Annotated in this window: 25 protein-coding genes; 12 read left to right on the top strand and 13 right to left on the bottom strand. The window is 71.3% G+C overall.

The window, feature by feature from the left end; translation table 11 throughout:
* Positions 1-56 precede the first annotated feature (56 nt).
* A complete protein-coding gene (locus tag G339_RS0110895; RefSeq protein ID WP_019631112.1) occupies positions 57-713 on the bottom strand; it encodes a hypothetical protein in 657 nt (218 codons plus the stop codon).
* 351 nt (positions 714-1,064) lie between these two features.
* On the opposite strand from G339_RS0110895, the gene G339_RS0110890 reads away from it, so the two are divergent.
* A complete protein-coding gene (locus G339_RS0110890) occupies positions 1,065-1,634 on the top strand; it encodes a thioredoxin family protein (protein WP_019631111.1) in 570 nt (189 codons plus the stop codon).
* Positions 1,635-1,640: 6 nt separating this feature from the next.
* Here the strand turns inward: G339_RS0110890 and G339_RS0110885 are convergent, their stop codons facing one another.
* Genes G339_RS0110885 through G339_RS0110875 form a run of 3 tightly spaced genes read right to left on the bottom strand, consistent with a single transcriptional unit; the run spans position 1,641 to position 3,939 of the window.
* Positions 1,641-2,294, bottom strand: a complete 654-nt coding sequence (locus G339_RS0110885; RefSeq protein WP_019631110.1) for a response regulator — start codon at positions 2,292-2,294, stop codon at positions 1,641-1,643.
* On the bottom strand, positions 2,291-3,460 hold the full coding sequence (locus G339_RS0110880; protein ID WP_019631109.1) for a sensor histidine kinase: 1,170 nt from the start codon (positions 3,458-3,460) through the stop codon (positions 2,291-2,293). Before G339_RS0110880 ends, G339_RS0110885 begins: the two co-directional genes overlap by 4 nt.
* Positions 3,460-3,939 carry a DUF1453 domain-containing protein gene (locus G339_RS0110875; RefSeq protein ID WP_157407504.1) on the bottom strand — a complete coding sequence of 160 codons (480 nt, stop codon included), beginning with the start codon at positions 3,937-3,939 and terminating at the stop codon, positions 3,460-3,462. The genes G339_RS0110880 and G339_RS0110875 overlap by 1 nt, the downstream gene beginning before the upstream one ends.
* Positions 3,940-4,210: 271 nt before the next feature.
* On the opposite strand from G339_RS0110875, the gene G339_RS0110870 reads away from it, so the two are divergent.
* Positions 4,211-5,068 (top strand): hypothetical protein, encoded by an 858-nt coding sequence (locus tag G339_RS0110870; RefSeq protein ID WP_019631107.1) that lies wholly within the window; start codon positions 4,211-4,213, stop codon positions 5,066-5,068.
* Positions 5,069-5,381: 313 nt separating this feature from the next.
* Positions 5,382-6,224 carry a hypothetical protein gene (locus G339_RS0110865; RefSeq protein WP_019631106.1) on the top strand — a complete coding sequence of 281 codons (843 nt, stop codon included), beginning with the start codon at positions 5,382-5,384 and terminating at the stop codon, positions 6,222-6,224.
* Positions 6,225-6,460: 236 nt separating this feature from the next.
* Here the strand turns inward: G339_RS0110865 and G339_RS0110860 are convergent, their stop codons facing one another.
* On the bottom strand, positions 6,461-7,072 hold the full coding sequence (locus G339_RS0110860; protein ID WP_019631105.1) for a TetR/AcrR family transcriptional regulator: 612 nt from the start codon (positions 7,070-7,072) through the stop codon (positions 6,461-6,463).
* 57 nt (positions 7,073-7,129) lie between these two features.
* The gene (locus G339_RS0110855; RefSeq protein WP_019631104.1) at positions 7,130-9,220 is read right to left on the bottom strand and encodes a DNA gyrase/topoisomerase IV subunit B; all 2,091 of its coding nucleotides are present in this window, start codon (positions 9,218-9,220) and stop codon (positions 7,130-7,132) included.
* 197 nt (positions 9,221-9,417) lie between these two features.
* On the opposite strand from G339_RS0110855, the gene G339_RS0110850 reads away from it, so the two are divergent.
* From G339_RS0110850 to G339_RS0110835, 4 genes are all read left to right on the top strand, one after another.
* The gene (locus G339_RS0110850; RefSeq protein WP_019631103.1) at positions 9,418-10,320 is read left to right on the top strand and encodes an ABC transporter ATP-binding protein; all 903 of its coding nucleotides are present in this window, start codon (positions 9,418-9,420) and stop codon (positions 10,318-10,320) included.
* Positions 10,317-11,387 carry an ABC transporter permease gene (locus G339_RS0110845; protein WP_019631102.1) on the top strand — a complete coding sequence of 357 codons (1,071 nt, stop codon included), beginning with the start codon at positions 10,317-10,319 and terminating at the stop codon, positions 11,385-11,387. Before G339_RS0110850 ends, G339_RS0110845 begins: the two co-directional genes overlap by 4 nt.
* 128 nt (positions 11,388-11,515) lie before the next feature.
* Positions 11,516-11,746, top strand: a complete 231-nt coding sequence (locus G339_RS0110840) for a DUF7455 domain-containing protein (RefSeq protein WP_019631101.1) — start codon at positions 11,516-11,518, stop codon at positions 11,744-11,746.
* A 119-nt stretch (positions 11,747-11,865) separates the two neighbouring features.
* The gene (locus tag G339_RS0110835) at positions 11,866-12,606 is read left to right on the top strand and encodes a YaaA family protein (RefSeq protein ID WP_019631100.1); all 741 of its coding nucleotides are present in this window, start codon (positions 11,866-11,868) and stop codon (positions 12,604-12,606) included.
* Positions 12,607-12,762: 156 nt separating this feature from the next.
* Here G339_RS0110835 and G339_RS0110830 read toward each other — a convergent pair whose 3' ends face one another.
* The 3 genes from G339_RS0110830 to G339_RS0110820 all read right to left on the bottom strand — a co-directional run bounded on the left by G339_RS0110830 (position 12,763) and on the right by G339_RS0110820 (position 18,087).
* Positions 12,763-13,752, bottom strand: coding sequence for a hypothetical protein (locus G339_RS0110830; protein ID WP_019631099.1), 990 nt, complete (start codon positions 13,750-13,752; stop codon positions 12,763-12,765).
* Positions 13,753-13,972: 220 nt separating this feature from the next.
* Entirely contained in the window at positions 13,973-15,634 is a 1,662-nt protein-coding gene (locus G339_RS0110825; RefSeq protein ID WP_084693200.1) for an RNA polymerase sigma factor, read from the bottom strand.
* 257 nt (positions 15,635-15,891) lie between these two features.
* Positions 15,892-18,087 carry a SpoIIE family protein phosphatase gene (locus G339_RS0110820; RefSeq protein WP_019631097.1) on the bottom strand — a complete coding sequence of 732 codons (2,196 nt, stop codon included), beginning with the start codon at positions 18,085-18,087 and terminating at the stop codon, positions 15,892-15,894.
* Between the two features lie 484 nt (positions 18,088-18,571).
* Here G339_RS0110820 and G339_RS0110815 point away from each other — a divergent pair, with 484 nt between their 5' ends.
* Positions 18,572-20,056, top strand: a complete 1,485-nt coding sequence (locus G339_RS0110815) for a WD40 repeat domain-containing protein (RefSeq protein ID WP_019631096.1) — start codon at positions 18,572-18,574, stop codon at positions 20,054-20,056.
* 3 nt (positions 20,057-20,059) lie between these two features.
* Here G339_RS0110815 and G339_RS0110810 read toward each other — a convergent pair whose 3' ends face one another.
* Together G339_RS0110810 and G339_RS0110805 are read right to left on the bottom strand one after the other, a co-directional pair.
* The gene (locus G339_RS0110810; RefSeq protein ID WP_276203762.1) at positions 20,060-20,560 is read right to left on the bottom strand and encodes an HhH-GPD-type base excision DNA repair protein; all 501 of its coding nucleotides are present in this window, start codon (positions 20,558-20,560) and stop codon (positions 20,060-20,062) included.
* A 679-nt stretch (positions 20,561-21,239) separates the two neighbouring features.
* Positions 21,240-21,968 (bottom strand): hypothetical protein, encoded by a 729-nt coding sequence (locus G339_RS0110805; protein WP_019631094.1) that lies wholly within the window; start codon positions 21,966-21,968, stop codon positions 21,240-21,242.
* A gap of 168 nt (positions 21,969-22,136) precedes the next feature.
* On the opposite strand from G339_RS0110805, the gene G339_RS0110800 reads away from it, so the two are divergent.
* From G339_RS0110800 to G339_RS0110785, 4 genes are all read left to right on the top strand, one after another.
* Positions 22,137-22,505: a hypothetical protein gene (locus G339_RS0110800; protein ID WP_157407502.1), complete on the top strand. Its 369-nt coding sequence runs from the start codon at positions 22,137-22,139 to the stop codon at positions 22,503-22,505.
* Positions 22,502-22,714 carry a hypothetical protein gene (locus G339_RS0110795; protein WP_019631092.1) on the top strand — a complete coding sequence of 71 codons (213 nt, stop codon included), beginning with the start codon at positions 22,502-22,504 and terminating at the stop codon, positions 22,712-22,714. Before G339_RS0110800 ends, G339_RS0110795 begins: the two co-directional genes overlap by 4 nt.
* Positions 22,711-22,950, top strand: a complete 240-nt coding sequence (locus G339_RS33240) for a hypothetical protein (RefSeq protein WP_019631091.1) — start codon at positions 22,711-22,713, stop codon at positions 22,948-22,950. The genes G339_RS0110795 and G339_RS33240 overlap by 4 nt, the downstream gene beginning before the upstream one ends.
* 154 nt (positions 22,951-23,104) lie before the next feature.
* On the top strand, positions 23,105-23,662 hold the full coding sequence (locus tag G339_RS0110785; protein ID WP_019631090.1) for an HD domain-containing protein: 558 nt from the start codon (positions 23,105-23,107) through the stop codon (positions 23,660-23,662).
* Here G339_RS0110785 and G339_RS0110780 read toward each other — a convergent pair.
* Both G339_RS0110780 and G339_RS0110775 read right to left on the bottom strand, forming a co-directional pair.
* The gene (locus tag G339_RS0110780; protein ID WP_019631089.1) at positions 23,655-24,131 is read right to left on the bottom strand and encodes an NUDIX domain-containing protein; all 477 of its coding nucleotides are present in this window, start codon (positions 24,129-24,131) and stop codon (positions 23,655-23,657) included. The two genes, G339_RS0110785 and G339_RS0110780, sit on opposite strands and share 8 nt — an antisense overlap.
* Positions 24,131-24,877, bottom strand: coding sequence for a helix-turn-helix domain-containing protein (locus G339_RS0110775; protein ID WP_026341336.1), 747 nt, complete (start codon positions 24,875-24,877; stop codon positions 24,131-24,133). The genes G339_RS0110780 and G339_RS0110775 overlap by 1 nt, the downstream gene beginning before the upstream one ends.
* Positions 24,878-25,006 lie beyond the last annotated feature (129 nt).

Genomic DNA, 25,006 nt, shown 5'->3' with positions numbered 1-25,006 from the left:
CGGGGAGGGGTGGGCGGCCGGTCCGGGCCGCCGCGCGACGGCCCGGACCGCGTGCGTCACGAGGTGACGTACAGCTTCTGCGTGTAGGTGGTGGAGGTGGACGTGACCTTGCCCTTGGCCGTCCCGGTGCCGTTGGCGACGACACCGGTCGGGCACAGGAAACTGCCGGACTTCAGGCCGAGGGAGACGTTGTTCATCGTTCCGGCGAGCTGACCGGTGGAGTTCGCCGCGTTGTCCGGGTTGCGGACCTCGAACGTGAGCTTGGTGTGCGTGGCGTCGAACCCGTACACGCAGCTCAGCCCGGCGAAGTTCGCCTCGATCTGCAGATCGCTGTCGGTGAACGTGAGGAGCGCGTCGTACGTGCCGCTCGGCCCGTACACGAGCGCGCCGTCGGTGTAGGGGAGGTTGCGGAACGTCACGGTCGGCGTCCCGAGGCTGCTGCTGCAGCCGGAGACGGCCGCGGAGTCGAGCGTCCCGCTGCCGGTGGAGGTGAGCGTGCCGCGCAGGTCCGCGCTGGAACAGCTCGCGCTGATGCCGCTGCCGGAGAACGTCAGGTTCCCGACGTTGACGATCTGGTACGCACCGCTGTACGCGGCACCGGTGGCGCTGTCCTTGCGGACGGTGGTGGTGCCCGCGGACGCGGGCACGGCGGCCAGGCCGATGACCGCGCAGGCGGCGAGGGTGGTCGTGCCGATCTTGCCAGGGGCCTTCATCGATCCTCCCGGATGGGGTGTTTCGGAGAGTTCGACGGGCGGTGCGGCGCGCGGGGTGATCAGGCCCGTGCTCCGGCCCGTCCCCCGAGCGGCGCCGGGACGGCCCTGTGACGTACGCCACGTGACGTACGCCATAGAACCTGGCGCCGACCCCGATTCAAGACCGGCCAACCCAACCAAGCAAGTGTTTGGGTACTAGAAATTGATCGTCAGATCACAATTAGTCCCTATTCGGAACGCACCGAATGGGGCACCCGGTCCGACCGACCCGCCCGGACCGTTCCACCTGCGACGACGGCTCCGCCCGCACCGCCGCCCCGGCCGCGCGCCCGGGTCCGCGACAATGGCCGCATGGCGATCGCATCGTTCATGGTCCCCCTGGGCTCCCCCGCGCCCGACTTCGCCCTGCCCGCCGCCGACGGCGGCGGCACGTTCGCGCTCGCGGACGTCGGCGACGCGGCGGCCCTGCTGGTGGTCTTCCTGTCCAACCACTGCCCCTACGTCCGGCGGATCGAGTCGGCGCTCGGCGCCGTCACCGCCGAGTACGCCGCGCGCGGCCTCGTCACGGTCGGCATCGGCAGCAACGACGCCGAGCGCTACCCCGACGACGGCCCCGACCACCTCGTCGAGCAGGCCAAGCGCGCCGGGTTCGGCTTCCCCTACCTGGTCGACGCGACGCAGGAGACCGCCCTGGCCTACCGCGCCGCCTGCACGCCCGACTTCTTCCTCTACGACGCCGACCGGCGGCTCGCCTACCGGGGCCAGTTCGACGCCGCCCGGCCGAGCAACGACGTCCCCTGCGACGGCGCGACGCTGCGCGCCGCCCTCGACCTCGTCCTCGCCGGGCGGCCCGTGCCCGAACCGCACACGCCCAGCCTCGGCTGCGGCGTCAAGTGGCGGCCCGGCAACGAGCCCGCCTGACGCCCGTCAGCCCGCCAGCTTGTGCCGGTAGGCGTAGCTCACCGCCTGCGCCCGGTCGCGCAGGCCCGCCTTGGCGAACAGGTTGTTGATGTGCGACTTCACGGTCGCTTCGGAGATGACCAGTTCGGCGGCGATCTCGGCGTTGGACAGGCCCCGCGCGATGAGCGCCAGCACCTCCGCCTCGCGCGGGGTCAGTCCGTCCGGCAGCCCGCCGCGCGCCGCCGGGCGCTCCGCCGCCGCGACGGCCTCCACCAGGCGGCGCTGGACGGCCGGGTCGAGCTGCGCCGCGCCGCCGCGCACCGCCGCGACGGCGCGGGCGATCTCGTCGGCGCCCGCGTCCTTGGTGAGGTAGCCGCGCGCGCCCGCCCGGAGCGCGGCGAAGATCGACTCGTCGTCGGCGTAGGTCGTCAGCACGACGACCTCGACCTCGGGATGCGCGGCCTTGATGCGGCGGGTGGCCTCCGCGCCGTCCATCCGGGGCATCCGCAGGTCCATCAGGACGACCTCGGGGGCCAGCTCGCCGACCAGCTCCACGGCCCGCTCGCCGTCGGACGCCGACCCGACGACCTCGATGTCGGGCAGCAGCTCCAGCAGCAGGATCAGGCCCTCCCGCACCACCGTCTGGTCGTCGACGACCAGGATTCTCGTCCGGCCCGTCACGCCGGTACCCGCAGCGACACTCGAAAGCCCTTCCCGTCCGGTCCGGCCTCCAGGGTGCCACCGATCAGCTCGGCGCGTTCCCGCATGCCGACCAGGCCGTAGCCGCCTCCGGCCAGGTCCAGCGGCGGCCCGGCCGCCCCGGTGTCGGCGACGGCGAGCCGGATCTCGCACGGCGTGTACGCCAGGTCGACGCGGACGTCCGCGCCCGGCGCGTGTTTCCGGACGTTCGTCAGCGCCTCCTGCGCCGTGCGGACGACGGCGAGCGCGACGGGCGGCGCGACGTCGCGCGGCTCCCCGTCCACCCGGACCGGGCACGCGTGCCCGGTCGCGGCGGCGAAGTCGGCGGCCAGCGCCGCCAGCGCCTCGTCCAGCGGCGGCGCGTCCCCGCGCAGCGCCGCCAGCGCCCGGCGGGTCTCCTCCAGCCCGGACCGCGCGAGCCGCCCCGCGCGCTCCACCTGGTCCAGCGCCTGCGCGCGGTCGGCCGCGCCGTCCCGCGACAGCAGCAGCCGCGCCGCCTCCAGATGGACGACCTGCGCCGACAGCGAGTGCGCGAGGATGTCGTGGATCTCCCGCGCCATCCGCGACCGCTCGTCCAGCGCGACGGTCTCGGCCTCGGCGCGGCGCGCGGCGTGCTCGGCCGCCCGCTGCCGCCGGTTGGCGACGGCCCCGAGCAGCAGGCCGACGACGGCGGTCAGCACGCCGACGTCGAGGCCGCCCGGCGACCGCAGCTCCCCGATGACGGCGATGGCGACGAGCACCGCCGCGCTCACCCCGACCGCCGCGATCGTCTCCAGCCGGGCCGCCAGCGTCCACAGGGCGATCAGGGCGAGGACGATCCCCGGCTCGCTGACGCTCGCCAGCGCCAGCCCCGCCACCAGCGCGCCGAGCAGGACGCCGACCGCGACCCGCTCCCGGCGGGGGTCGGCGGGCGGCGCGCCCGGCAGCCAGCGGGGGCCGCGCGCGGTCCGCGACGCCTTCATCCCGCCGACCAGCAGCCCGGCCGTGAGGACGTTGAGCGCGATCACCAGCGGCCCGGCGCCCGTGCCGACCGGCCGGGGCAGGTGGTCCCACACCGCCGCGACGTACGTCCACATGCCCCACGACATGAGGCCCGCGACGAGGACGAGGGTGAGCAGCCTGCCTTCCCGGCCGGGGTCGCGGGCCATCAGCCCGCCAGGCCCGGCCGCGCCCCGGCCCGCAGGTTCCGCGCGCGGTACCCGACGAGGAGGCCCTGCACGATCAGCGACACCGCGAGGAACAGCAGGACGCCGCCGCCCTCGTGGAGCCCGGATGCGTACCCGACCGCGATCAGCCCCGCGCGCAGCGCCACGGTGACGAGCCAGGTCACGACCGTCCAGGCCGTCCCGCGCCGCCACGGCGCGCCCGCGTCGTCCAGCCAGACGCGGACGGTGAACGCCCGCACCACCCCGGAGCCGACCGCGACGGCGAGCCCGGCGGCCAGCAGCCCGCCGCTGACGGCCGGGTGCGCGCGGTCGACCAGCCCGCCGCTGACGAGCCCGATCACGCCGAGCACGAGCGGCAGCGTGAACGCGGACCGCTCGTCGATCGGACGGACGGCGAGCTGCCGGCGCAGCACGAGGACGACGGCGACCAGGGCGAGCAGGACGTTCCCCACAGTGTTCATGGCATCAAGGTAGGAATCGGGCGGGGTCCGGCGCATCGGCGCCGGGATGGAACCCGCCCGGTCCACCCCGGGGTGGAGAGGCCCCACCCGGCCAGGCCGCGACTGGCCGCATCCGGCCATCGTGATTCCCCGCGCAGCACTTGCACAGTAAACGATCACGTTCTTGAATCGGCCCATCCATGATCTTTGTCGTGATCCGACAAAGAGCCTTTCTTACAACGTTCCAGTTTGTCATTCCCCCCACATCGCAAGGAAAGGCCGAACAGTTCCTGTGAAGCTGATCCACCGGGCGGCCGCCCTGGCGGCACCCCTCGCCCTGGCCCTCGGCGCGCTCGGGCCGACCGCGCACGCCGCGCCCACCGCTCCCGCCGCTCCCATCGACGACCCCGCCTCGCTGATCAACCCGCGGACCGACTGCCCGCCGGACTACCCGCCCGGCTCGCAGTACCCGATCTGCCTGATCCTGCTCGTCGGCGGCGGGTCCATGAAGCTCGGCGGGCTCACCCAGCAGATCGACCAGCCGATCAAGATCGTCGTCCAGAACCTCATCACGGCGGACGGCGACCTCAAGGACACCTACACCGCCATGTCGGGCGAGCCGATGACGATCCCGGGCGGCGTGCTCGGCGTCCTCGGGCTGCCCGACGTCCCGTTCCTGTCGAGCCTGCCGCTGTTCCAGGTCAAGGTCCAGGCGCAGTACGCGGGCAAGTTCGCCATCAACCTGCCCAACGTCAACCTCAAGATGAAGATCAAGGTCGAGAACCCGCTGCTCGGCGACACCTGCACGATCGGAACCGACGAGGACCCGATCGACATGAACCTGAACGCCGACCTCGGGAACCTGACCATCGTCAAGGAGGGCGACCCCGACCGCCCGTTCGACGACCCGTCCGTCATGCGCGTCCCGGCGGAGGAGAACACGTTCTCGGTGCCGAAGACGTCCGGCTGCGGGTTCCTCGCGCCGATCATCGACTGGGCGGTCGGGCTGCCGTCCGCGTCCGGCCAGAACTCGGCGCACTTCGACAGCTACCTGACGATCGCCGCCTACCCGACCGGCGACGCCGCCACCGACGCCCGAGCCCGCAAGAGCCTGACCACCCGCTTCCCCGCCCTGACCGCCAACCACTGACCCGACTCTCCCCCGGCCGTCCGCGCCGCCCCCGGCGGCGCGGACGGCCGCGGTCGTTTTCGGGCGCTGAGCAGGGCCGATCGGTGACGGCCGGTCTCCGCCCGGTTCCGGTCCGAGACCGTGAGTGCGCCCGTGAGGCCCTTGGGAAGCAATTGGCCGGATGTGGCCAGTGTGATCTCTTGCATGAGAAACAGTTGCGTTTTTCAATCAAGTGTTCCCAGAACCCGCGCACTTACTGAGCGCGGACGTGCCATCTGGAGCGTTCCATCACCCCCGCGTGCGCTCCTCGTGCCAAGAAAGGCCCACCCACTCCGTGAAACTGATCCACCGCGCCGCCGCGGTCGCGGCGCCCGTCGCCCTGGCGTTCGGCACCCTCGCCGCCGCCCCGGCCCAGGCCGCCCCCACCGCCCCGCAGGACGCCGCGCCGACCGTCCCCGTGTTCGACATGGCGGAGAACTGCCCCCAGCCCGCCCCGGGCGAGGACCTGACCGACCAGATCTGCGTCGGCCTGATCGTCAGCTCCGGCTCGATGAAGCTCGGCGGCCTGACCCAGGAGATCACCAAGCCGATCCGGACCTACGTCAAGATGGTCCCCGGCCCGAACGGCGAAGCCGTCACCGACAAGGTCGTCATGAAGGCCGACCCGATGGACGTCCCCGGCGGCGTCCTCGGCGTCCTCGGCCTGCCGAACATCCCGTTCCTGTCCGACCTGCCGCTGTTCCAGATCCAGGCGCAGCCGCAGTACACGGGCGGGTTCACCTTCGAGCTGCCCAACGCCGGGCTCAGCATGAAGATCAAGCTCACCAACCCGCTGTTCGGCGACTCCTGCACGATCGGGTCCGACGACGACGCGGTGGACCTCAAGCTCGACGCCGACATGGACAGCCTGGAGATCGTCGACGCCGGCGCCGCCACCATCGCGCAGCCGCTGATCGCCAAGGCGAACGCCGCCGACACGACGTTCGCGGTGCCGGGCACCTCGGGCTGCGGCCTGCTCGGCGGGATCATCGACTGGGCCGCCGGGATTCCGTCGGCGTCCGGCCAGAACTCGGCGTCGTTCACGACGTACGTCGCGCTCGGGCTCTACTCCTCCGGCGCCGCCAAGAGCGCGGCGGCGGCCCCGATCAAGCAGCTCCGCGCCCTCGCGAAGCGCTGACCCGCCCCGCGCGGGGCTGATCACAGAACGCTGATCGCCCGCCCCGGCTCCGGGACCGCCGCCCGCTCCGGCGGTCCCGGACCCCGCGCCCCGCCGACACGGCCCGTCAGCGCGGCCCACCAAACACGGCCCACCAAGCAGGGTCCACCAGCGCCGCCCACCAGTGCCCCGGTCCGCGCGATCCGTCAGCACCACCCGGCGCCACCGCCTGTCGGCGCGCCCCGCCGACACACCCGTCAGCGCGGGGCGAGCATCCGCCGCACCAGAACGTGCAGGTAGCCGCGGAAGTGTTCGATCTCCTCGGCGTCCGGCCGGTGCCGCGTCGGGAACCCCGGCGTCGGCCGCCCCCCGCTGAGGAACCCGAACACCGTCCAGATGATCGTCGCGACCAGGAAGTACGTGTCCACGTCGTCGGGGATCACCGACCCGACGCGGTCCAGCACGTGCTGCGTCTGCGACAGGACGTACTCCGACTCCAGCGCCTCGGTGTCGGCGGCGTCGGCCATCCACCGGTGCATCCACAAGGCCCGCAAGTGCGGATGCGCGGCGTAGAAGTCCAGCACGGTGTCGACAACGGCCGTCGCGCCGGACTCGTCGGGCGTGAAGCCCTCCAGCGAGCCCGCCAGCATGAGCTGCTCCGCCTCGTAGGCCCGGCGCATGACCTCCAGGTACAGCGCCTGTTTCCCGCCGAACAGCTCGATGATCTTCCCGGTGCCGGTCCCGGCGGTGTCGGCGACCAGTTCGAGCGGTGTGGCGTCGTAGCCGAGTTCGGCGAACAGCAGCGTCGCGACCTCCACGACGCGTTCGCGCTGGCCGTCGCCGCCGGAAGCGTTCTGTTCGTCACTCACCGTGACAACACTAGACGGTGGGTGATCACCGTCCCGGCACCGGCTCCCCGGCGGCCGTCAGGTGTCGATGCGGTCCATGTCCAGCTCGGACGCCCCGGCGGTGATGAACGCCCGGCGCGGCGCGACCTCGCTGCCCATGAGCAGGTCGAACGTCGCGGCGGCGGCCTCGGCGTCCTCCACCCGGATGCGGCGCAGCACGCGGTGCCGCGGGTCCAGCGTGGTCTCGGCGAGCTGGTCGGCGTCCATCTCCCCCAGGCCCTTGTACCGCTGGATCGGCTCCTTCCAGCGCTGCCCGCGCCGCTCCAGCTCCACCAGGCGCTGCCGCAGCTCGCCGTCGGAGTAGGTGTAGATGTACTTGTCCTGCCCCTTGCGAGGCTTGACCAGCTCGATCCGGTGCAGCGGCGGGACGGCCGAGAACACCCGCCCGGCCTCCAGCATCGGCCGCATGTACTTGTAGAACAGCGTGAGCAGCAGGCAGCGGATGTGCGCGCCGTCCACGTCCGCGTCGGCGAGCAGGCAGACCCGCCCGTAGCGGGCGGCGTTCACGTCGAACGTGCGGCCCGAGCCCGCGCCGAGCACCTGGATGATCGCCGCGCACTCGGCGTTCTTCAGCATGTCCGCGACGGACGCCTTGTGGACGTTGAGGATCTTGCCGCGGATCGGCAGCAGCGCCTGGAACTCCGAGTCGCGCGCCAGCTTCGCCGTGCCGAGCGCCGAGTCGCCCTCGACGATGAACAGCTCGCTGCGGTCGTCGGCCGAGCGGCAGTCCACCAGCTTGGCGGGCAGCGCCGAGTTCTCCAGCGCGTTCTTGCGGCGCTGGTTGTCGCGCTGGGTGCGGGCCGCGATGCGCGTCTTGGCCGCGCTCGCGATCTTCTCCAGGACCGTGCGGAGCTGCTGCTTCTGCCCGCGCCCCGGGTTGTCGAAGACGGCCTTCAGCTCGCGCGCCACGACCTGCGACACGATCCGCGTCGCCGCGGACGTGCCGAGGATCTCCTTGGTCTGCCCCTCGAACTGCGGCTCGGGCAGCCGGACCGTCACGACGGCGGTCATGCCCTCCAGCACGTCGTCCTTGAGGACGTCCTCGTCGTTGTTCTTCAGCAGCTTCACCGCGCGGAGCTGCTCGTTCAGCACGCGCAGCAGCGCCCGCTCGAACCCGCGGACGTGCGTGCCGCCCTTCGGGGTGGCGATGACGTTGACGAACGAGCGGATCGTGGACTCGTAGCCGGTGCCCCAGCGCAGCGCGACGTCCACCTCCAGCTCGCGCTCGACGTCGGTCGGCGTGAGGTGGCCCTGGTCGTCCAGCACCGGGACGGTCTCGGTGAACCGGCCCCGGCCCTCCAGCCGCAGGACGTCGATGACCGGCGCGTCCTTGGCGAGGTAGGTGCAGAACTCCCCGATGCCGCCGTCGAAGCGGAACGACTCCTCGACGACCTCGTCGCCGCGCTCGTCGCGGACGTCGATGGCCAGGCCCGGGATCAGGAACGCCGTCTGGCGCATCCGGTCCATGACCAGGTCGCCGTCCACGGTGGCGTCCGCGAGGAAGATCTGCAGGTCCGGCCAGAAGCGGACGCGGGTGCCGGTGACCTTCTTGGCGATCCGCCGGACCTGCCGCACGCCCGACCGCTTCTTGAACCGCGCGTTCGCGCGGCCCTCGTCGGCGAACTCGCCGGGCAGCCCGCGCTTGAAGCTCATCGCCCAGGTGTGGCCGTCGCGGTCGACCTCGACGTCGAGGCGGGCCGACAGCGCGTTCACCACGGACGCGCCGACGCCGTGCAGGCCGCCGGACGCGGTGTAGGACACGCCGCCGAACTTGCCGCCCGCGTGCAGCCGCGTCATCACCAGCTCGACGCCGGGCAGCCCGGTGCGCGGCTCGACGTCCACCGGGATGCCGCGCCCGTCGTCGGCGACCTCGAACGACCCGTCCTTGCGGAGGATCACCTCGATGCGCGTGCAGTACCCCGCCAGGGCCTCGTCGACGCAGTTGTCGACGATCTCCCAGAGGCAGTGGGCCAGGCCCCGGCTGTCGGTGGACCCGATGTACATGCCGGGGCGCTTGCGCACGGCCTCCAGCCCCTCCAGCACCGAGAGGTGCCGGGCGGAGTAGCCCTGCGGGTCGTCGGTCTCGGGTTCGGCGGTCGCGGCGGTCAACGCGGTTGTGCTCCTCGGGGGCGAGCCGGGTGGTGGCGGGGTGATCTCCACCGCCGGGGACGAGAGTACCCCCGGGCGCCGACAGTCCTCCGCCAGGCTCGCCGCCGCCCCGGCCCGCGCGCCCTTCCGCGGGTGGAGGCGGCGAATCCACCCGTGGGCGGGTGCCCCCGGGACGCTCCGTCCCTAGGCTCCCGATCATGGCATACACGATCAGCGCGGACGGACTGCGGAAGCGTTACGGCGACGTCCAGGCGGTCGACGGGGTCTCGTTCGACGTCGAGGAGGGCGAGTTCTTCGGCATCCTCGGGCCGAACGGCGCGGGCAAGACGACGGCCCTGGAGATCATCGAGGGCCTGCGCGAGGCCGACGAGGGAACCGTGTCCGTCCTCGGCCTCCCGCCCTGGCCGCGCAACTCGAAACTGCTGCCGCGCATCGGCGTGCAGTTGCAGGCGTCCTCCTTCTTCGAGCGGCTGACCGCGCGCGAGCAGTTGCAGACGTTCGCGTCCCTGTACGGCGTCCCCGCGCGCCGCGCCGACGCGATGCTGGAGGCGGTCGGCCTCACCGCGAAGGCGGGCGAGCGCGTGGAGAAGCTGTCGGGCGGGCAGGCGCAGCGGCTGTCGATCGCCTGCGCGCTCGTCCACGACCCCGAACTGGTGTTCCTGGACGAGCCCACCGCCGCCCTCGACCCGCAGGCGCGCCGGAACCTCTGGGACGTCCTGCGCGAGATCAACACCGAGGGCCGCACGATCGTGCTGACCACCCACTACATGGACGAGGCCGAGAGCCTCTGCGACCGCGTCGCGATCATGGACGCGGGCCGCATCCTGCGGATGGGCCCGCCCGCGACGCTCGTGCGCGGGCTGGACTCGCCCGCGCGGATCAGCGTGCCGAGCGGCGTCCTGCCGCTGGACGACGCCCGCGCGCTGCCGGGCGCCGGCGAGGCGGCCGACGACGGCGTCTCGCTGGTGATCGAGACCCGCGACCCGTCCGCGGTCGTCGCGGCGATGGCCGCCCGGAACGCGCTCACCGGCGTCCAGATCCACGGGGCGACGCTCGAGGACGTCTTCCTCGAACTGACCGGACGGGAGTACCGCGCGTGAGCACCTGGCAGAGTTTCCGCAGCCTCGGCCGCGCCATGTTCCTCGGCTTCGTCCGGGACAAGGGCGCGCTGTTCTTCACGATCCTGTTCCCGATGATGTTCCTGGTGATCTTCGGCGGGGTGTTCGGCCACCAGTCGACGTCGAAGGTGGAGGTCGTCGAGATCGGCGCGGCCCCGCTGATCGACCAGGCCGTCGCCCGCGACGCCGACCTGCGCAAGACCCTCAAGGTCACCCGGTACGAGACCCGCGCGGCGGCGCTGAAGAAGGTCGAGAAGGGCGACGCCGACGCGGCCGTGGAGCAGCGCGGCGGGACGCTGGACGTCCACTACTCGGCGGCCGACCAGGTGAAGGCCGGGACGGCGCAGGGCCTCCTGGGCTCCATCGTCGAGTCCGCGAACCAGGCCAAGTCGGGCGTCGCGCCGACGTACCGCCTGGCGGCGCAGCAGGTCGAGGACGACTCCCTCAAGGCCATCCAGTTCTTCACGCCGAGCCTGCTCGGCTGGGCGCTGGCCTCGGCGGGCGTGTTCGGGGCGTCCCAGACGCTCGTGTCGTGGCGGACGAAGGGCATCCTGCGGCGGCTGCGGCTGTCCCCCGCGCCGATCGCGACGGTGTTCGCGGCGCGCGTCGTGGTGAGCGTGGGGGTGGCGCTGGTGCAGCTCGCGCTGTTCCTGGCCGTGGCGCAGCTTCCGTTCTTCGGGCTCAAGCTCCAGGGGTCGTGGTGGATGGCGGTGCCCGCCGTCGTCGCGGGCGTCCTGGCGTTCCTCGGGATCGGGATGCTGATCGGGGCGTGGGCCAAGTCGCAGGAGACCGCGCAGTCCGTCACGCAGCTCGTCGTGCTGCCGATGGCGTTCCTCGGCGGATCGTTCTTCCCCCTGGACGCCTCGCCCGGCTGGATGCGGACGCTCTCGTACATCTTCCCCCTCCGGTACCTCAACGAGGCGATGCTGAACGTGATGGGCCGGGGGCTCGGCCCGATGTCCGCGCTGCCCCAGATCGGGGTGCTCCTGGGGGTCGCCGTGGTGGCGTCCTTGCTGGCCATGCGGCTTTTCCGGTGGGATTCGGCGTGACGCGGGCGGTGTGACCTCGGTCACTAAAGCCGCCATTCCGCTCTCGGCGTACGCGGAAACGGGTTGGGAACGTTCACGTCGGGTTAGATGTTGTCCTAAGTACCGACCCCGAGCATGAGGAAGGTGCCGTGACTGGAGCCCTTGCCCCGACCAAGCCGCTGACCGTCGCCGACCGTTGCGACCGCTGCGGTGCCCAGGCCTACGTCCGTGCTGTCCTTGTAGGCGGCGGCGACCTCCTCTTCTGCGCCCACCACGGGCGCAGGTACGCGGAGGCGCTCCGTTCCACCGGGGCCGACATTCAGGACGAGTCCGCCCGACTCACCGAGACCCGCGCCACCGCCCCCGACGACGAGCGGTAGCCCGCAACCAGAACCGCAGGCGGCGGTCGCCCGGACACCGGGGGCCGCCGTTTCCGGTGCCCGGACCGTTCCGAGCTGCGCACGACGTTCGCCGGGCGCCACGTCCCCAGGGGAAACACGTGCTCATCCTGCTTCCGCCGTCGGAGAAGAAGGCCGCCGACGGGGACGGGCCGCCGCTCGACCTGGCCGCCCTGGCGTTCCCGGAGCTGAACCCCGTCCGCGAGCGGGTCATGGCGGCGCTGGCCGCCGTCTGCCGCCGCCCCGGCGCGGCGGGCGTCCTCGGGCTGTCCGCCGGGCAGGCCGCCGAGGCCGCCGACCGCGCCCGCGCGCTGACGACCGCGCCGACGCTGCCCGCCGCGAAGCTCTACACCGGCGTCCTGTACGACCATCTCGCGCTCGACACCCTCGACGCCGAGCGCGCCGCCGAGCGGATCGTGGTCTTCTCCGGGCTGTGGGGCGCGCTGCGGCTCGCCGACCGCGTCCCGCCCTACCGGCTGGCGATGAACGCCGCGCTGCCGCCGCTCGGGCGGCTGGCGGCGCTGTGGCGGCCCGCGCTCGCCGCCGCGCTGCGGCCGGACGGGCTCGTGGTCGATCTCCGCTCGGGGCCGTACGCGGCCGCGTGGCGCGCGCCCGCCCCGGCCGTCGCCGTCCGCGTCCTGCGCGAGCGCGTCGTCGGCGGCGAGGTCCAGCGGACGGTCGTCAGCCACATGGCCAAGGCGACGCGCGGGGCCATCGCCCACGACCTCATCGCGTCCGGCGCCGACCCGCGCACCCCGGACGAGCTGCTGAAGGCCGTCGCCGGGCTCGGCCACACGGCCGAACTGCACGGCGACCGCCTCGACGTCGTCCTCGCCGACTGAACCGCCATGCGCTGCACCGGCGCCGACTGAACCGGCACTGGCTGAACCGGCGCTGACCGAACTCCGCACGGGTTGAACCGGCGCGGACGAACCAACGTCGGCCGAGCCGGCACGGGCCGCCCCGGGGCCGCCCGGAACAACGCGGGCTGAACCGGATCAGTCCGCGAAGACGTTCAGATGGCGGCACGCCTTCATGTACTGGTGGACGGCGTCGCCGCCGAGGTACGTCCACGGCAGCGCGCTCGGCCGGCCGAACGTCCGCAGCAGGTGCTGCCGGGCGGGCCGCCGCGCGTCGGCCAGATGGAACGCCGCGCCGAACACGTTGTGCGCCTCGATCGTCCGCGGATGCGGCACGTGCCCCTCGAACCAGCCGCGCGCGGCCGCCGCGACGTCCCGGTTCTCCTCCGGCGTGAACCACGACGACGACCCGCGGATGATCCCCGACCGGAGCTGCACGAAGTACTCGAAGTAGGCCAGCGGGACGAGCGCCGCGCGCGGGTCCGCCCGGTCGGCGGTGCCCATCGCGACCCGCGCGAAGTCGAACATCTCGTCCGGATCGCCGCCCCACTGCGGCGACAGGCTGACGACCCGCGCGACGTGCGCCCCGTACAGCGTGGGGCACCGGGCGCTGGCGCGCTCCCACAGCAGGTCCTTCTCCTCGCGGTCCAGGTCGAGGCCGAGCGCGAGCCACAGCATCGACTCCCACGGGACCGGGTCGTCCGGCAGGAGTTCCGCCGCCGTCAGCAGCGGCTCCCGCGCGCCCCGCATCAGCTTGGCGTACGCGGTGAACCCGGCGGCCTGGACGGCGCGCGCCCGGCCGTCCGGCCGGATCGACCACGCCTCCTCCACCCGCGTCCGGCCGAGCCACAGCCACAGGTCGGGGTTGCGCGGATCTTCGGCGAGCAGCGCCTCGACGCCGCCGCTCCAGCCGATCGCCGCCTTCGCCAGCGCCTCGACGCGCAGCGAGCGGACCTCGGGATCGGCCCGCGACTCGGCCAGGACGTGCGCGCCGAACCGGAAGTACCGGTCCCCGACGGCGGTGACCGCCTGGTCGAGCGCCGGATCGGTCCAGGGACGCCCGCTGATCACCTGCGCGGCGCGGGGACGCACCACCGCGGCCCCGCCGGTCGTCCGGTTGCGGTCCACCGGTCCTCCCGGTGCCCGGTCAAGCTCCATGAGTCCCATAGCGCGGAACACTAGGGAGAGGCGAGGCGGCGGACGCTACCTGGCGGTAAACACTGTGTTACGTACCCCAGAGTAGCTTGACCTGGCCCTTTGCGCCGGGTGAGGACGTGACGAAACGTGCGCGTAACGTGTCCGGCCCCCGTCCGGAAGCGGACGGGGGCCGGGACGCGCACCGGAGCGGTCAGTCCAGGTAGTCGCGCAGCACCTGGGACCGCGACGGGTGCCGCAGCTTCGACATCGTCTTGGACTCGATCTGCCGGATGCGCTCGCGGGTGACCCCGTACACCTTGCCGATCTCGTCCAGCGTCTTCGGCTGGCCGTCGGTCAGGCCGAACCGCATCGACACCACGCCCGCCTCGCGCTCGCTCAGCGTGTCGAGCACCGAGTGGAGCTGCTCCTGCAGCAGCGTGAAGCTCACCGCGTCCGCCGGGACGATCGCCTCGGAGTCCTCGATGAGGTCGCCGAACTCGCTGTCGCCGTCCTCGCCGAGCGGCGTGTGCAGCGAGATCGGCTCGCGGCCGTACTTCTGGACCTCGACGACCTTCTCCGGCGTCATGTCCAGCTCCTTGGCCAGCTCCTCCGGAGTGGGCTCGCGGCCCAGGTCCTGGAGCATCTGCCGCTGCACGCGCGCCAGCTTGTTGATGACCTCGACCATGTGGACCGGGATGCGGATCGTCCGCGCCTGGTCCGCCATCGCGCGGGTGATCGCCTGCCGGATCCACCAGGTGGCGTACGTGGAGAACTTGTAGCCCTTGGTGTAGTCGAACTTCTCGACCGCGCGGATCAGACCGAGGTTGCCCTCCTGGATGAGGTCCAGGAACAGCATCCCGCGGCCGGTGTACCGCTTGGCCAGCGAGACCACCAGGCGGAGGTTGGCCTCCAGCAGGTGGTTCTTGGCGCGGCGGCCGTCCTCGGCGATCCACTCGAAGTCCTCGAGGTCCTCCTCGGACATCGCCGGGCCGTCCGCGGCCAGGCGCTCCTCGGCGAACAGGCCCGCCTCGATGCGCTTGGCCAGCTCGACCTCCTGCTCGGCGTTCAGCAGGGGGACCTTGCCGATCTGCTTCAGGTAGTCCTTCACCGGGTCGGCGGTGGCGCCCGCGGCGGCGATCTGCTGCGCGGGGGCGTCCTCGTCGTCGTCGCCGAGGACGAACGCCTCCTCCTCGGCGGTGGTGGTCGCGCCGCCCTCGGCGGGCTTGCCGGGCTTGGCCGCCGCGGCGGCGGCCGGCGCGGCCTCCTCCGACTCGGTCTCCTCGGCCTCCAGCTCGACGGTCTCCTCGGCGGTGTCGTCGGCGGTGTCGTCGGCCAGGTCGGCCTCGAGGTCGGTCAGGTCCTCGTCGAGGTCGGCGACGTCGACCTCGTCGTCCAGCTCGGGGTCGTCGCCGGCCTTCTTGGCGGCCTTGGCCGGGCCCTTGGCGGGCGCGGCGGCCGCCTTCTTGGCGGCGGTCTTCTTCGGCTTGGCCGGGGCCTTCTTCGCGGCCGGCTTCACGGGCTTGGGCTTGGCGACGGCCTCGTCGTCATCGCTGACGACGGCGGTCACCGTCTCGGGCTGCTGCTCCTTGGCGGCAGCGGCGGTCTTGGGCCGGGGCGCCTGGGGCGTCGTCGCGCGCTTGCGCGGACGCTTCGGCGCTGCGGATTCGGCGGCGCTCACCACGACCGTCACACCCTCCTTGCTGAGGCTCCGCAGGATGCTGGAGGCCTTCGACACGGGGATGTCGGCCTCCTCGAACGTACGGCGTACGTCGTCGGCTTCGAGGTAACCCTGGGACCGTCCACGCTCGATCAGTTGCGCGATGACGTGCTCGTGCAGATCTGACGCTTTCGAGGTCGAGCTAGCAGGCGACACAAATACCTCTCGAACGAACGTGTGGCTTGGTTGACCCAAGTGCCCTGACGGGCCCGGCCTCACACGGGGTGGGACCACACACCGAGCGGGACCACCTGTGCGGGACCGCAGCGTACCCGCTCTCTGTTTGGGTCAAGCATTCTGGCACGGCTGCGCATTCCGCCTGGCGTCCTCCCGGTAACTCCCCACCTTAGAGGGCGCGGAGCGGTCCTTCGTACGCGCGAGACCGTCTTCTTCGGCGCGGCCGGGAACGTTTCCTACGCGGGTCCGGGCGGGACGTGCAGGGCGAGTACGGTCACATCGTCGGCCTGCTCGTAACCGGCAAGCATGCGATCGACCAGGAAGTCGACGAGTCTCTTGGGATCTCCTACCACTTCAGGTGGGGCGTCCGCCGCGACCGAGGCCAGCTCCTGCAGCCCCACGTCCACCCCACGCCTACGGTTCTCCACAAGTCCATCGGAATAGAAGACCACGGTGTTGCCGGTCTCCACGGAAAAACTTGTCTGCGTGCGCTCGCTCGGCCAGCCGAGGGGTGTCCCCGGTTCGATGTCGTCCACGCGCGCGGGCGCGTCCGGGGCGACGATCAGCGGCGGGGGATGCCCCGCGTTGCTGAAGGCGCCCCGCCCGGTCTCGGGGTCGACGACCGCGTAGGCGACCGTCGTGAACTGCTCCTCCGACTCGGTCGCGCTGAACAGCCGGTCCAGCCCGGACAGGACCGCGGCGGGCCGCGGGTCGTTCAGCGCCAGGGCGCGCAGCGCGTTGCGGACCCGCCCCATGACGGCCGCCGCGAGCACGCCCTTGCCCATCACGTCCCCGACCGCGATGGCGAGCCGGTCGTCGGGCAGCTTGAAGACGTCGTACCAGTCGCCGCCGACCGCGACGTGCCGGGTCGCCGGGCTGTAGCGCGCGGCGAGCACCATGTTCGGGAGCTGCGGCAGGTCGCTCGGCAGCAGGCTGCGCTGGAGCTGCTCGGCGGTGCGGTGCTCGCGCTCGAACAGCATCGCCCGCTCCAGCGCGAACGCGCACTGGCCCGCCAGCGCCTCCAGGAACACGCGCTCCTCGTCGGTGATCTCGCGCGGGCGGGTGAAGGAGAACCGCAGCGCGCCGATCGCCGCGCCCGCCGCAAGCAGCGGCAGGCCGACCCAGGCGCGCTCCTCGGCGTGCCGGGCGAACAGGCCGGACTCGTCGCGGCCGAGCTGCAGGCGCAGCTCGGCGGGGTGCGCGGCCAGGAACGGGCGGCTCTCGCGGACCGCCACCGACATGACCGTCTGGTCGGCGACGGCGAACACCTCGCGCAGCGCCGCGCCGGTGTCGTCCTCGCCGCCCGGCGCGGAGGACTCCACGATCGACAGGTTCGCCTTCGCGTCGTCCAGCAGCGCGACCGCCGAGTAGTCCGCCCCGATCGCGGACCGGCCGACGTCGGCGACGACCTGCACCACCTGCGCGACGGTCAGCGCCTCGGCGAGCATCGACGTCGCCTGCTGGAGGCGGGCCGTGCGCAGCGCCGCCGCCGAGAGCTGCTCGGTCAGGCGGCCGCGCATCTCCTCGGCCTCGCGCTGGCCGGTGACGTCCAGGTTCGCGCCGACCCACTCCACGACCGTCCCGCCGCGCCAGATCGGCACCGCGCGGACGTCGAAGTGGCGGAACGCGCCGGTGCGCGTCCGGACCCGGTACGCGCCCTCGAACACCCGGTTCTCGGCGACGCAGTCGCGCCACAGCGCCTCGACGCGCGGCCGGTCCTCGGGGTGGACGACGGCGAGCCAGCCGCCCTCGGCGTAGTCGGCCTGGGTCTGGCCGGTGACGGCGCGCCAGTCGGGCGCGTCGTCCAGGACGGTGCCGTCCGGGGCGGCGACCCACACGATCTGCGAGCTGGCCTCGACCAGGGAGCGGTACCGCTCCTCCTTGCGGCGGACGACGTCCTCGGCGCGGCGGCGGTCGGTGACGTCCAGCGCGGTGAGCACCGCGCCGACCGGCGCGCCGTCGGCGTCGCGGGCGGGCGTCCAGGTGCAGGCCAGGATGCGCTCGGCGGGCGCGGCCCGCCACGGCGACGGCTCGGCGTCGGGCGCGGTCTCCGGCGTCGTCGGCGCGGGGACGGCGGGCGCGGCCTCCCGGTCCGCGGCGCGCGGCTCGGGGAGGGCCGGGACGATCAGCTCCGTCTCGGTGATCACCGGCTCGCCGCCGAGGACCGCGCCGAGCGCCGACTCGGCCGCCGCGGCGGCCTCGCCCGACAGGATCTCGCCCAGCGACCGGTCGCTCAGCTCGTGCGCGGCGACGCCCAGCAGCCGGCCGAATGCGTCGTTGGCGCGGCGGCAGCGCCGCCCGGTGTCGAAGAAGGCGATCCCGGCGGGCGCCTCGTGCATCAGCGCGGTGTAGAGCGCGGTGTCGGACGCATTCATCGGCGGCCCCTCCACGCCGGAGACGCGGGGATGCGGAACGGGCGTCCCCGTGCTCATGAGCGACACCTCCGGCCCCGGGACTCCCGCACCGCGCGGCGAGTTCTCATCACTATGGGTGAATGGGAGCACCGTAGCGCTCCCGTCTCGATCACAACACCGGTCGAAGTCAGGTTCTCATCATCCCGATGGTTCGGCGCGGGCGGAAGAGCCGGTGACGTCCAGGTCCCGGCGCCCCCGCCGACGGCGGTGGACTCGGACGCGCCTCCGCGCGGTCCGAGGGCCGGGGCGCGCGGGGGCGGCAGGTAGGAGATGGTACGACGCCGCGGGGCCGATCGGGGTCCGGCTCGCCGGGATCAGTTCAGGCGAGATCGGTCCGTACCACCGCGAAACCGTCCCGACCATTCAGCAAAAACCTGGTAAAGCGCCATCGCGGGCCTTGCCATCCCGTCCGTCGCGTCCCACGCGTAATACCCGGCGCCCGCTCACGCGTCTTCCCCGTCGGGCGCGGCTATCCCGTCCGCGCGACGACGAGGGGACGACGATGGAAGAGAGCCCGGCTGCGGCACCGGCGGTGGATTCGGTCGCGGCGGCGGTGACCCGCCTCGGGGAGGCGATCGCGGCGACGGACTTCCGCCCGCGTCCGGAGACCTCTCCTTACACGCTGGCGGACTTCCGCATCGCGCTGGACACCTACGACGCGGCCAGACGCGCACTGGACCGCGAGGGCGACCCCACACGCGCCCTGATCTTGGCCGGGGACGGCCAGCATGTCCTCAACCGCCTCCGCGCCCGACTGGAAGGCCGAGAGGTCCCGCAACCGTCCCTGACGGCGTCCCCTTGTTTTTTCAACGCCGCCCACGGCCCGGCGACGGCGTCCATCGAGTACCAACCACCCGGCGGAACCCTGCGGACGATCGGCGTGTGCTCCGACGACGCGGCCCTCCTCGTCGCCCGTTACGCCCGCGCCCTTCCCGACCGCTCGACTCCCGCGACTTCGCGGCCCGCGCCGATCCGGACTCCCCCTCCGGAACCCTCTCCGCCGCGGGCCGAGCCCCTTACTCGCGCGCTTCCGATCGAGCCGCGGCGGCTCGTCGGTCACCGGGGCGAGGTCGTCACGGTCGCGCTCGGCCGCCTCGACGGAAGGCCGATCGCCGTCTCCGGCTCGGAGGACCGGGCGCTGCTCGTCTGGGATCTCGAAACGGGGAAGCCGATCGGCGGACCACTGCGCGGCCACGGTGAGCGAGTCGATGAGGTGGCGCTGCTGACGGACGGCGACGACGTCCTGGCGCTGAGCCGCTCCATGGAAAACGCCATCATCTGGAACGTCCGCACCGGCGCACGGCTGAGGCCGTCACACGACATCGAATTCGACGAATTCGTCGAAGCAATCGCGGTGGCTCGGATCGACGGCCGGCCGATCGGGCTGGTCGGGATCAAGGAGGACGTCCGCCGCCTCGACCTCCGGACGGGCGACTGGATGAACGGCCCGCAGATCACGCACTCCGCGGACGTCACCGCGCTCGCGGTCGGCCGGATCAACGGGACGCCGGTCATGCTCTCCAGCGACGGCGACGATCCTTATCTGCCGTCTCCCATTCACATCAGGGATTGCGCCACCGGCGCGCATCTCGGCGCATTGGAGGGCCACGAGGGGATCGTCAAGAGGCTGGTGACCGCCGAGTCCGACGGCAGGACGTTCGCGCTGTCCGCCGGCAGCGACCGCACGGCCAGGCTCTGGGACCTGGACTCCCGCGAGCAGGTCGGCCCCCCGCTGCCGACCCCCGAAAAAACCGGCGAGTACGCGCCGCTCATCGCCCTCGCCCGTCTCAACGGCCGCCTCGTCGCAGCCACCAGCCAGGCTTTCGACGGCGTCTTGCTCCTGGACGCCATGACGCACGAACGGCTCTATCACGAGGAGGACGAGAGCTGGGTATGGGACATCGCCCTCGCCGACCTGGGCAGCGGCCCCATCGCCGCCATAGCGGCGGACAACGCCATCGAGATCTGGGACCTCGCCGGGATCTGAGCGTCAGCGGTCGGCCTTGGCGGCGGCCTTGCGGGCCTGTTTGAAGGCGCGGACCTCCGCGAGGGATTCCGGGCCGGTGATGTCGGCGACCGAGCGGCGGGAGTCCTCCTCGCCGTACTCGCCCGCGGCCTCGCGCCAGCCCTCGGGCCGGACGCCGTACTGCTTGCCGAGCAGGGCCAGGAAGATCTGCGCCTTCTGTTTCCCGAAGCCCGGCAGGGCGTTCAGGCGGCGCAGGAGTTCCTTGCCGGTGTCCGCGTCGCGCCAGACCGCTTCGGCGTCGCCGCCGTAGTGCTCCACCAGGTACGCGCAGAGCTGCTGGACGCGCTTGGCCATCGAACCCGGATACCGGTGGACGGCGGGCTTCTCCGACAGCAGCGCCGCGAAGCGCTCCGGGTCGAACGCCGCGATCTCGTGCGCGTCCAGGTCCTCGGCCCCGAGCCGCCGCGCGATCGTCAGCGGCCCCGTGAACGCCCACTCCATCGGGATCTGCTGGTCGCAACACAAAGACAGAGGGATGAAGAAGGTTTCACAACTAGGGGCAGACCGGAACGACAAATACGCGATATCACCGAATTTATATAAATACGACGATATGCCCTGACCCCAGGGAGGGCTCCCCAAAATTTTTAGGCACTCGCCGCGCCAGGCCGAGCGACATATTGGCGCAGGTCAGCACGTGAGCACGAGAGCGGACGAACGCTTCAATGGACATCTGCGGGCCATCAACCGAGGCCCGGCAGCTATGCAGTACACGGTAAGCTTCCTCCCATGGACGAAGAAGATTCGCCCAGCGATGAAAATAAATCCGAGAGGGAGATCGATCGAAAGCACGAACGATCGAAGACGGATTTTCGAGACATGGCCAGAAAGGTCATGCAAGCCATAATTGTCACAACCGCGGCAAACTTGGCAGTTTGGGTGATATGGCATCTTGTAAGGCTAATTGCCAGCTAGCCCCGTAGGGGCGCCGAAAGTCCGGTGGCGCGAAGGCAACCCACATGCCTTCGCGCCACCGGCAGCCCTGCACTTGCAGGGAGAATCATAAAGCAGCACATTATGCACTACACCGCAAGTGGGCCATTCCCGCAATAACGAGAACTATTTCCGCCCCCAGTGTACCATACTCAAAAGCCGCCACACACTCAACAATATTAACCAAGTTGACCATATCGCCGATGCAGGATTAGTAATCCAATCCAGCCGACCAAGCGTTCCGCAAGCTTGCCCAGTAGGCCGCGAACATTCCAGCCACCCCTTCTCGAAGGTGCATTACCGGAGCCTGAGCCGCTGGCACGCCGAATATGTGCGAGTTCACCAGCAACATCCCATCGGCTCGATAAATGGAATTATATAGAGCTGTGTCGTGTAGGCGAATGTCAACGCCTTCGATGTCGCGTAGTGGTTGGTAGAGGGTTAGGGCGTTGCGGATTTTGGCGGGCATGGCGTCGCCTATGCCTTCGGCTTCGCCTCGTTCGGCGATGTGGTGGCCGTTGGGGTCGCCTAGGAGGATGCGGACGGTGACGCCTGCGCGGGCTTTTTCGGCGATGGTGTTGAGGAGGCCGGTGTCTTCGGCGAGGAAGAGGGCCGCGTAGGCGAGGATGTCGATTTCTTGTTCGGCGCTCTCGAAGAGGCGTTGCCAGACGGTGCGTGGGACGGCCCAGCGGTGGGGGTAGGTCGCGATGATTTCCGGGCTGCCGTAGTCGCGTGTGCCGTTGCCGCGTGTGGTGGGTTCGGGCCAGAGGTCGCGTTCGTTGGTGTTGAGGAGTCCGGCCAGGGCTTGGCGGTGGCGGCGGTAGGGGGTGCGGCCGGTGACCCATCGGTCGATGGTTTTGGTGTCCACGCCGATGCGGTCGGCGAGTTGGGCGTGGGTGAGGCCGGATTCGGCGATGGCGTGGCGCAGCGGTTCGTTCACCGGATCTCCCGAGGCGTCGGTTACGCGCGACGGTAGCAGAAGACGTCCCTAGACGTCCCTGGATGCCGGTGGAGACGTTCCGCAGGTCACGTGAGGCTCGGGGCACTCGGGACGGCGCGTCGAGCCGTCTTCGAGGTCACGGAACCCACGCGCCGACGAGGAGGCGTCATGTCCTTCGACCGACCCCGAGAAACCGATGCTCCGCCGGACGATCTCGCGTTGTCAGGGTTGCGGCGGCGGGCATTGGCCGCGCTGGCGGTGCGGTTGGACCTGCATGGACTCACGACCGCGCTCACGAGCGGTGGCCTGCGTGTGAGCAATCCGAACGCGCCGGGGTGCTGCCCGGACAACCCGCACCCCTGCGACCTGATCACTTGCAAGGCGTTCGCGCTGGATGGCGGGCGTTTGTGGTTCTTCACGTCGGCCGGTGACCCGATCGGTCCGGCGCGGCACGTCGCCGAGGCCGTGACGTACCTGCGGGACCGGCTCGTGTCGTCGCCCGATGCGTTCGGCGTCAGGAAGGCGCTGGCGCGGTGAACCGCTACGTGGAAGACACGGTGCGCGAGCTGTGCCGCGACTTTCCGGGGTGGTCGTTCGAGCGCAACGATCACCGGTTGTGGCCTTGGCGCGCGTCCTTGGTCGGCGAGAGCGGGATGAAGCTGTGGGCCGCCGACCCCGAGACATTGCGGGAACTCGTCGCCGAGGAGATCGGTCGGCGGTCCCGGCACGAGACGGATCAGCCGTGACGGCCGGTATCGGAGACACCCGTGCCGATGCGGTTCCGGTCGCGCGGATGCGCCATGCCGCCGCCAAGCGGATTCAGGACCGGTTTCCCGGAATCTGGGCTTGGTACGGGCTGCGGACGGGTTCCTACTGGGCGTTCGTCCGCCGCCGGGACGGTGACCGTCTGGTCGAGGCTTCGACGCCGGACGGGCTCAGCCAGGCGTTGATGCATGTCGTCGGCAGCGCCGGATGGCGGTGACGGACGGGCGCGGCTGGTCTCGATTCAGTCGGCCGGTCGCGTCCGTCGTCACGCTGTTCGCCTGCTCGTGTCAGGACGCGCCACCGGTGAGACGTCCCTAGATAGTCCGGCCGCGTCCGTGGACGTCAGCCCGTGTTTTCGTAGCGTCGGGGATATGAGGGACGACATCGCACAGTGGGCGCGTGAAACCGCCCGCGCGCAGCTCGAAGGACCATTGCCGCGCCGTTGGGCGCACACGCAGGGCGTCGCCCGGCAGGCTCGAACGCTCGCGCCGCTGGTCGGTGACGACGCGGGAGTTCTGGAAGCCGCCGCCTGGCTGCATGACATCGGGTACGCCCCCGCCCTGACGGCGACCGGGTTTCATCCGCTTGATGGCGCGCGGTACTTGCGCGACGTCCACAGCCTTGATGCGTGGCTGTGTCGGCTGGTCGCGCATCACACGTGCGCGTTGCTGGAAGCGCGTGAGCGCGGGCTCGATGACGTCCTGGTCGCCGAGTTCGGCGCGGAACCGCCCGCGTTGTTCGAGCCGCTGCTCTACTGCGACATGACGACGAGCCCGGACGGCGAACAGCTCCCGGTAGAACAGCGCATCGCGGAGATTCAAGCCCGCTACGGTCCGGGGCACTTGGTGTCGCGGTTCATCACCGCCGCCTCGCCGACGCTGGTTGAGGCCGTCAACCGCGTGGAAGGCGCGTTGCGTCCGGTCAGGTGATGATCGGTTCGCTGCGGCCGGAGAGGTAGTCGCGAAGCCGCAGGCGCATCGAGCGGTGCATCCGACGGTCGGTGATTTCACCTCGGGCGATCCATTGGACGTCGCGGGACTCGTCGCTGACACGCGGACTTCCGCCGACCGGGCGGCCGGTCAGCAGGATCGAGAATTCCTGTCGGACCTCGTCGTTGCTGGTGTAGTGGATCAAATGTTTGGGGTCGCTGTAGATCCCGACTAGGCCGGTGATCTCGCAGTCGATGCCGGTCTCTTCTTTGGTTTCGCGGACGGCGGCTTGGGCGACGGATTCGCCGAGGTCGATGGCTCCGCCGGGGACGGCCCAGTTGTCGTTGTCGGTGCGGCGGATCATCAAGATCTCGCCGTTGTCGTTCTCCACCACGACGTTCACCGAGGGGACGAGGCTGTTGGGCTCGGGCGCGTCCGGGTCGTCGTAGTAGTCGATCCTGCGGCCCATCAGCGCTCCGGCTCGAACGGCGTCGCGCCGTCCCACACGCGGTCGAAGCTTTCCAAGTAGGTGTTCACCAAGTCCCCGCCCGCGACTTTGCGCAGATGCCAGACGGGTGCGTGCGGCGCGGTCACGCCGTAGATATGCGTGTTGACCAACAGTTGGTCGTCGGCGCGGTAGATCGAGTTGTAGAGCACCGTGCGATGCAGCCGGAACTCGATGCCGTCACGCCCGAACAGGGGTCGGTACAGGACCATCGCGTTGCGGATCTTCGCGGCCATCGCGTCGTCCACGCCCTCGTCCGCTCCGCGTTCGGCGACCTGCGGGCTGTCGGGGTCGCCGAGCAGGATGCGCACGCGAACGCCGGCGTCCGCTCTCTCGGCGAACGTCCGCAGAACGCCGTTGTCCTCCGACAGGAACAAGCCCGCGTAGACCAGGACGCCGATCTCCTGCCGCGCGGTGGCGAACAGCCGTCCCCAGGCGTCCCGAGGGACCGACCAGCGGTGCGGGTAGATCGTGATCAGCTCGCTGTTGGACGCCGCCGCCGTCTGCTCCCCGGTCAGCGCGTCCGGCCACAGGTACGTCTCATCGAGCCCGAGCTGCGAAGCCACCGCGTAGCGGTGTTTGCGGTACGGCGTGCGGCCCTGGGTGATCCACCGCTCGACCGTCTTCTGATCGACGCCGATGCCCTCGGCGAGCGTGGCCACCGTGATGCCTCGTTCGAGCAGCGCCGCGCGCAACCGTTCGTTCGCCATCCACCCGACCGCATCGACAGGACGTCTCAGGACGCGGTCAACCCTATGAGGACGTCCCGAACACGTCCAGTCAGGCACTGATCTCGTCCCGCTGGTCAGGCGCACTCTCGATCACGTCAGCACGCCGCA

This window comes from Actinomadura atramentaria DSM 43919 (assembly GCF_000381885.1).
GTDB lineage: Bacteria > Actinomycetota > Actinomycetes > Streptosporangiales > Streptosporangiaceae > Spirillospora > Spirillospora atramentaria.
This window is presented reverse-complemented; position numbering and strand designations above follow the sequence as displayed.

Bases quoted from the DNA above. Each gene is read 5' to 3' on its own strand.
- G339_RS0110775 (WP_026341336.1), bottom strand. From the start codon at position 24,877: ATGGCGAACGAACGGTTGCGCGCGGCGCTGCTCGAACGAGGCATCACG.
- G339_RS0110875 (WP_157407504.1), bottom strand. From the start codon at position 3,939: ATGAACACTGTGGGGAACGTCCTGCTCGCCCTGGTCGCCGTCGTCCTC.
- G339_RS0110780 (WP_019631089.1), bottom strand. From the start codon at position 24,131: ATGGGCCGCAGGATCGACTACTACGACGACCCGGACGCGCCCGAGCCC.
- G339_RS0110815 (WP_019631096.1), top strand. From the start codon at position 18,572: ATGGAAGAGAGCCCGGCTGCGGCACCGGCGGTGGATTCGGTCGCGGCG.
- G339_RS0110820 (WP_019631097.1), bottom strand. From the start codon at position 18,087: ATGAGCACGGGGACGCCCGTTCCGCATCCCCGCGTCTCCGGCGTGGAG.
- G339_RS0110850 (WP_019631103.1), top strand. From the start codon at position 9,418: ATGGCATACACGATCAGCGCGGACGGACTGCGGAAGCGTTACGGCGAC.
- G339_RS0110880 (WP_019631109.1), bottom strand. From the start codon at position 3,460: ATGGCCCGCGACCCCGGCCGGGAAGGCAGGCTGCTCACCCTCGTCCTC.
- G339_RS0110890 (WP_019631111.1), top strand. From the start codon at position 1,065: ATGGCGATCGCATCGTTCATGGTCCCCCTGGGCTCCCCCGCGCCCGAC.
- G339_RS0110785 (WP_019631090.1), top strand. From the start codon at position 23,105: ATGAGGGACGACATCGCACAGTGGGCGCGTGAAACCGCCCGCGCGCAG.
- G339_RS0110800 (WP_157407502.1), top strand. From the start codon at position 22,137: ATGTCCTTCGACCGACCCCGAGAAACCGATGCTCCGCCGGACGATCTC.
- G339_RS0110895 (WP_019631112.1), bottom strand. From the start codon at position 713: ATGAAGGCCCCTGGCAAGATCGGCACGACCACCCTCGCCGCCTGCGCG.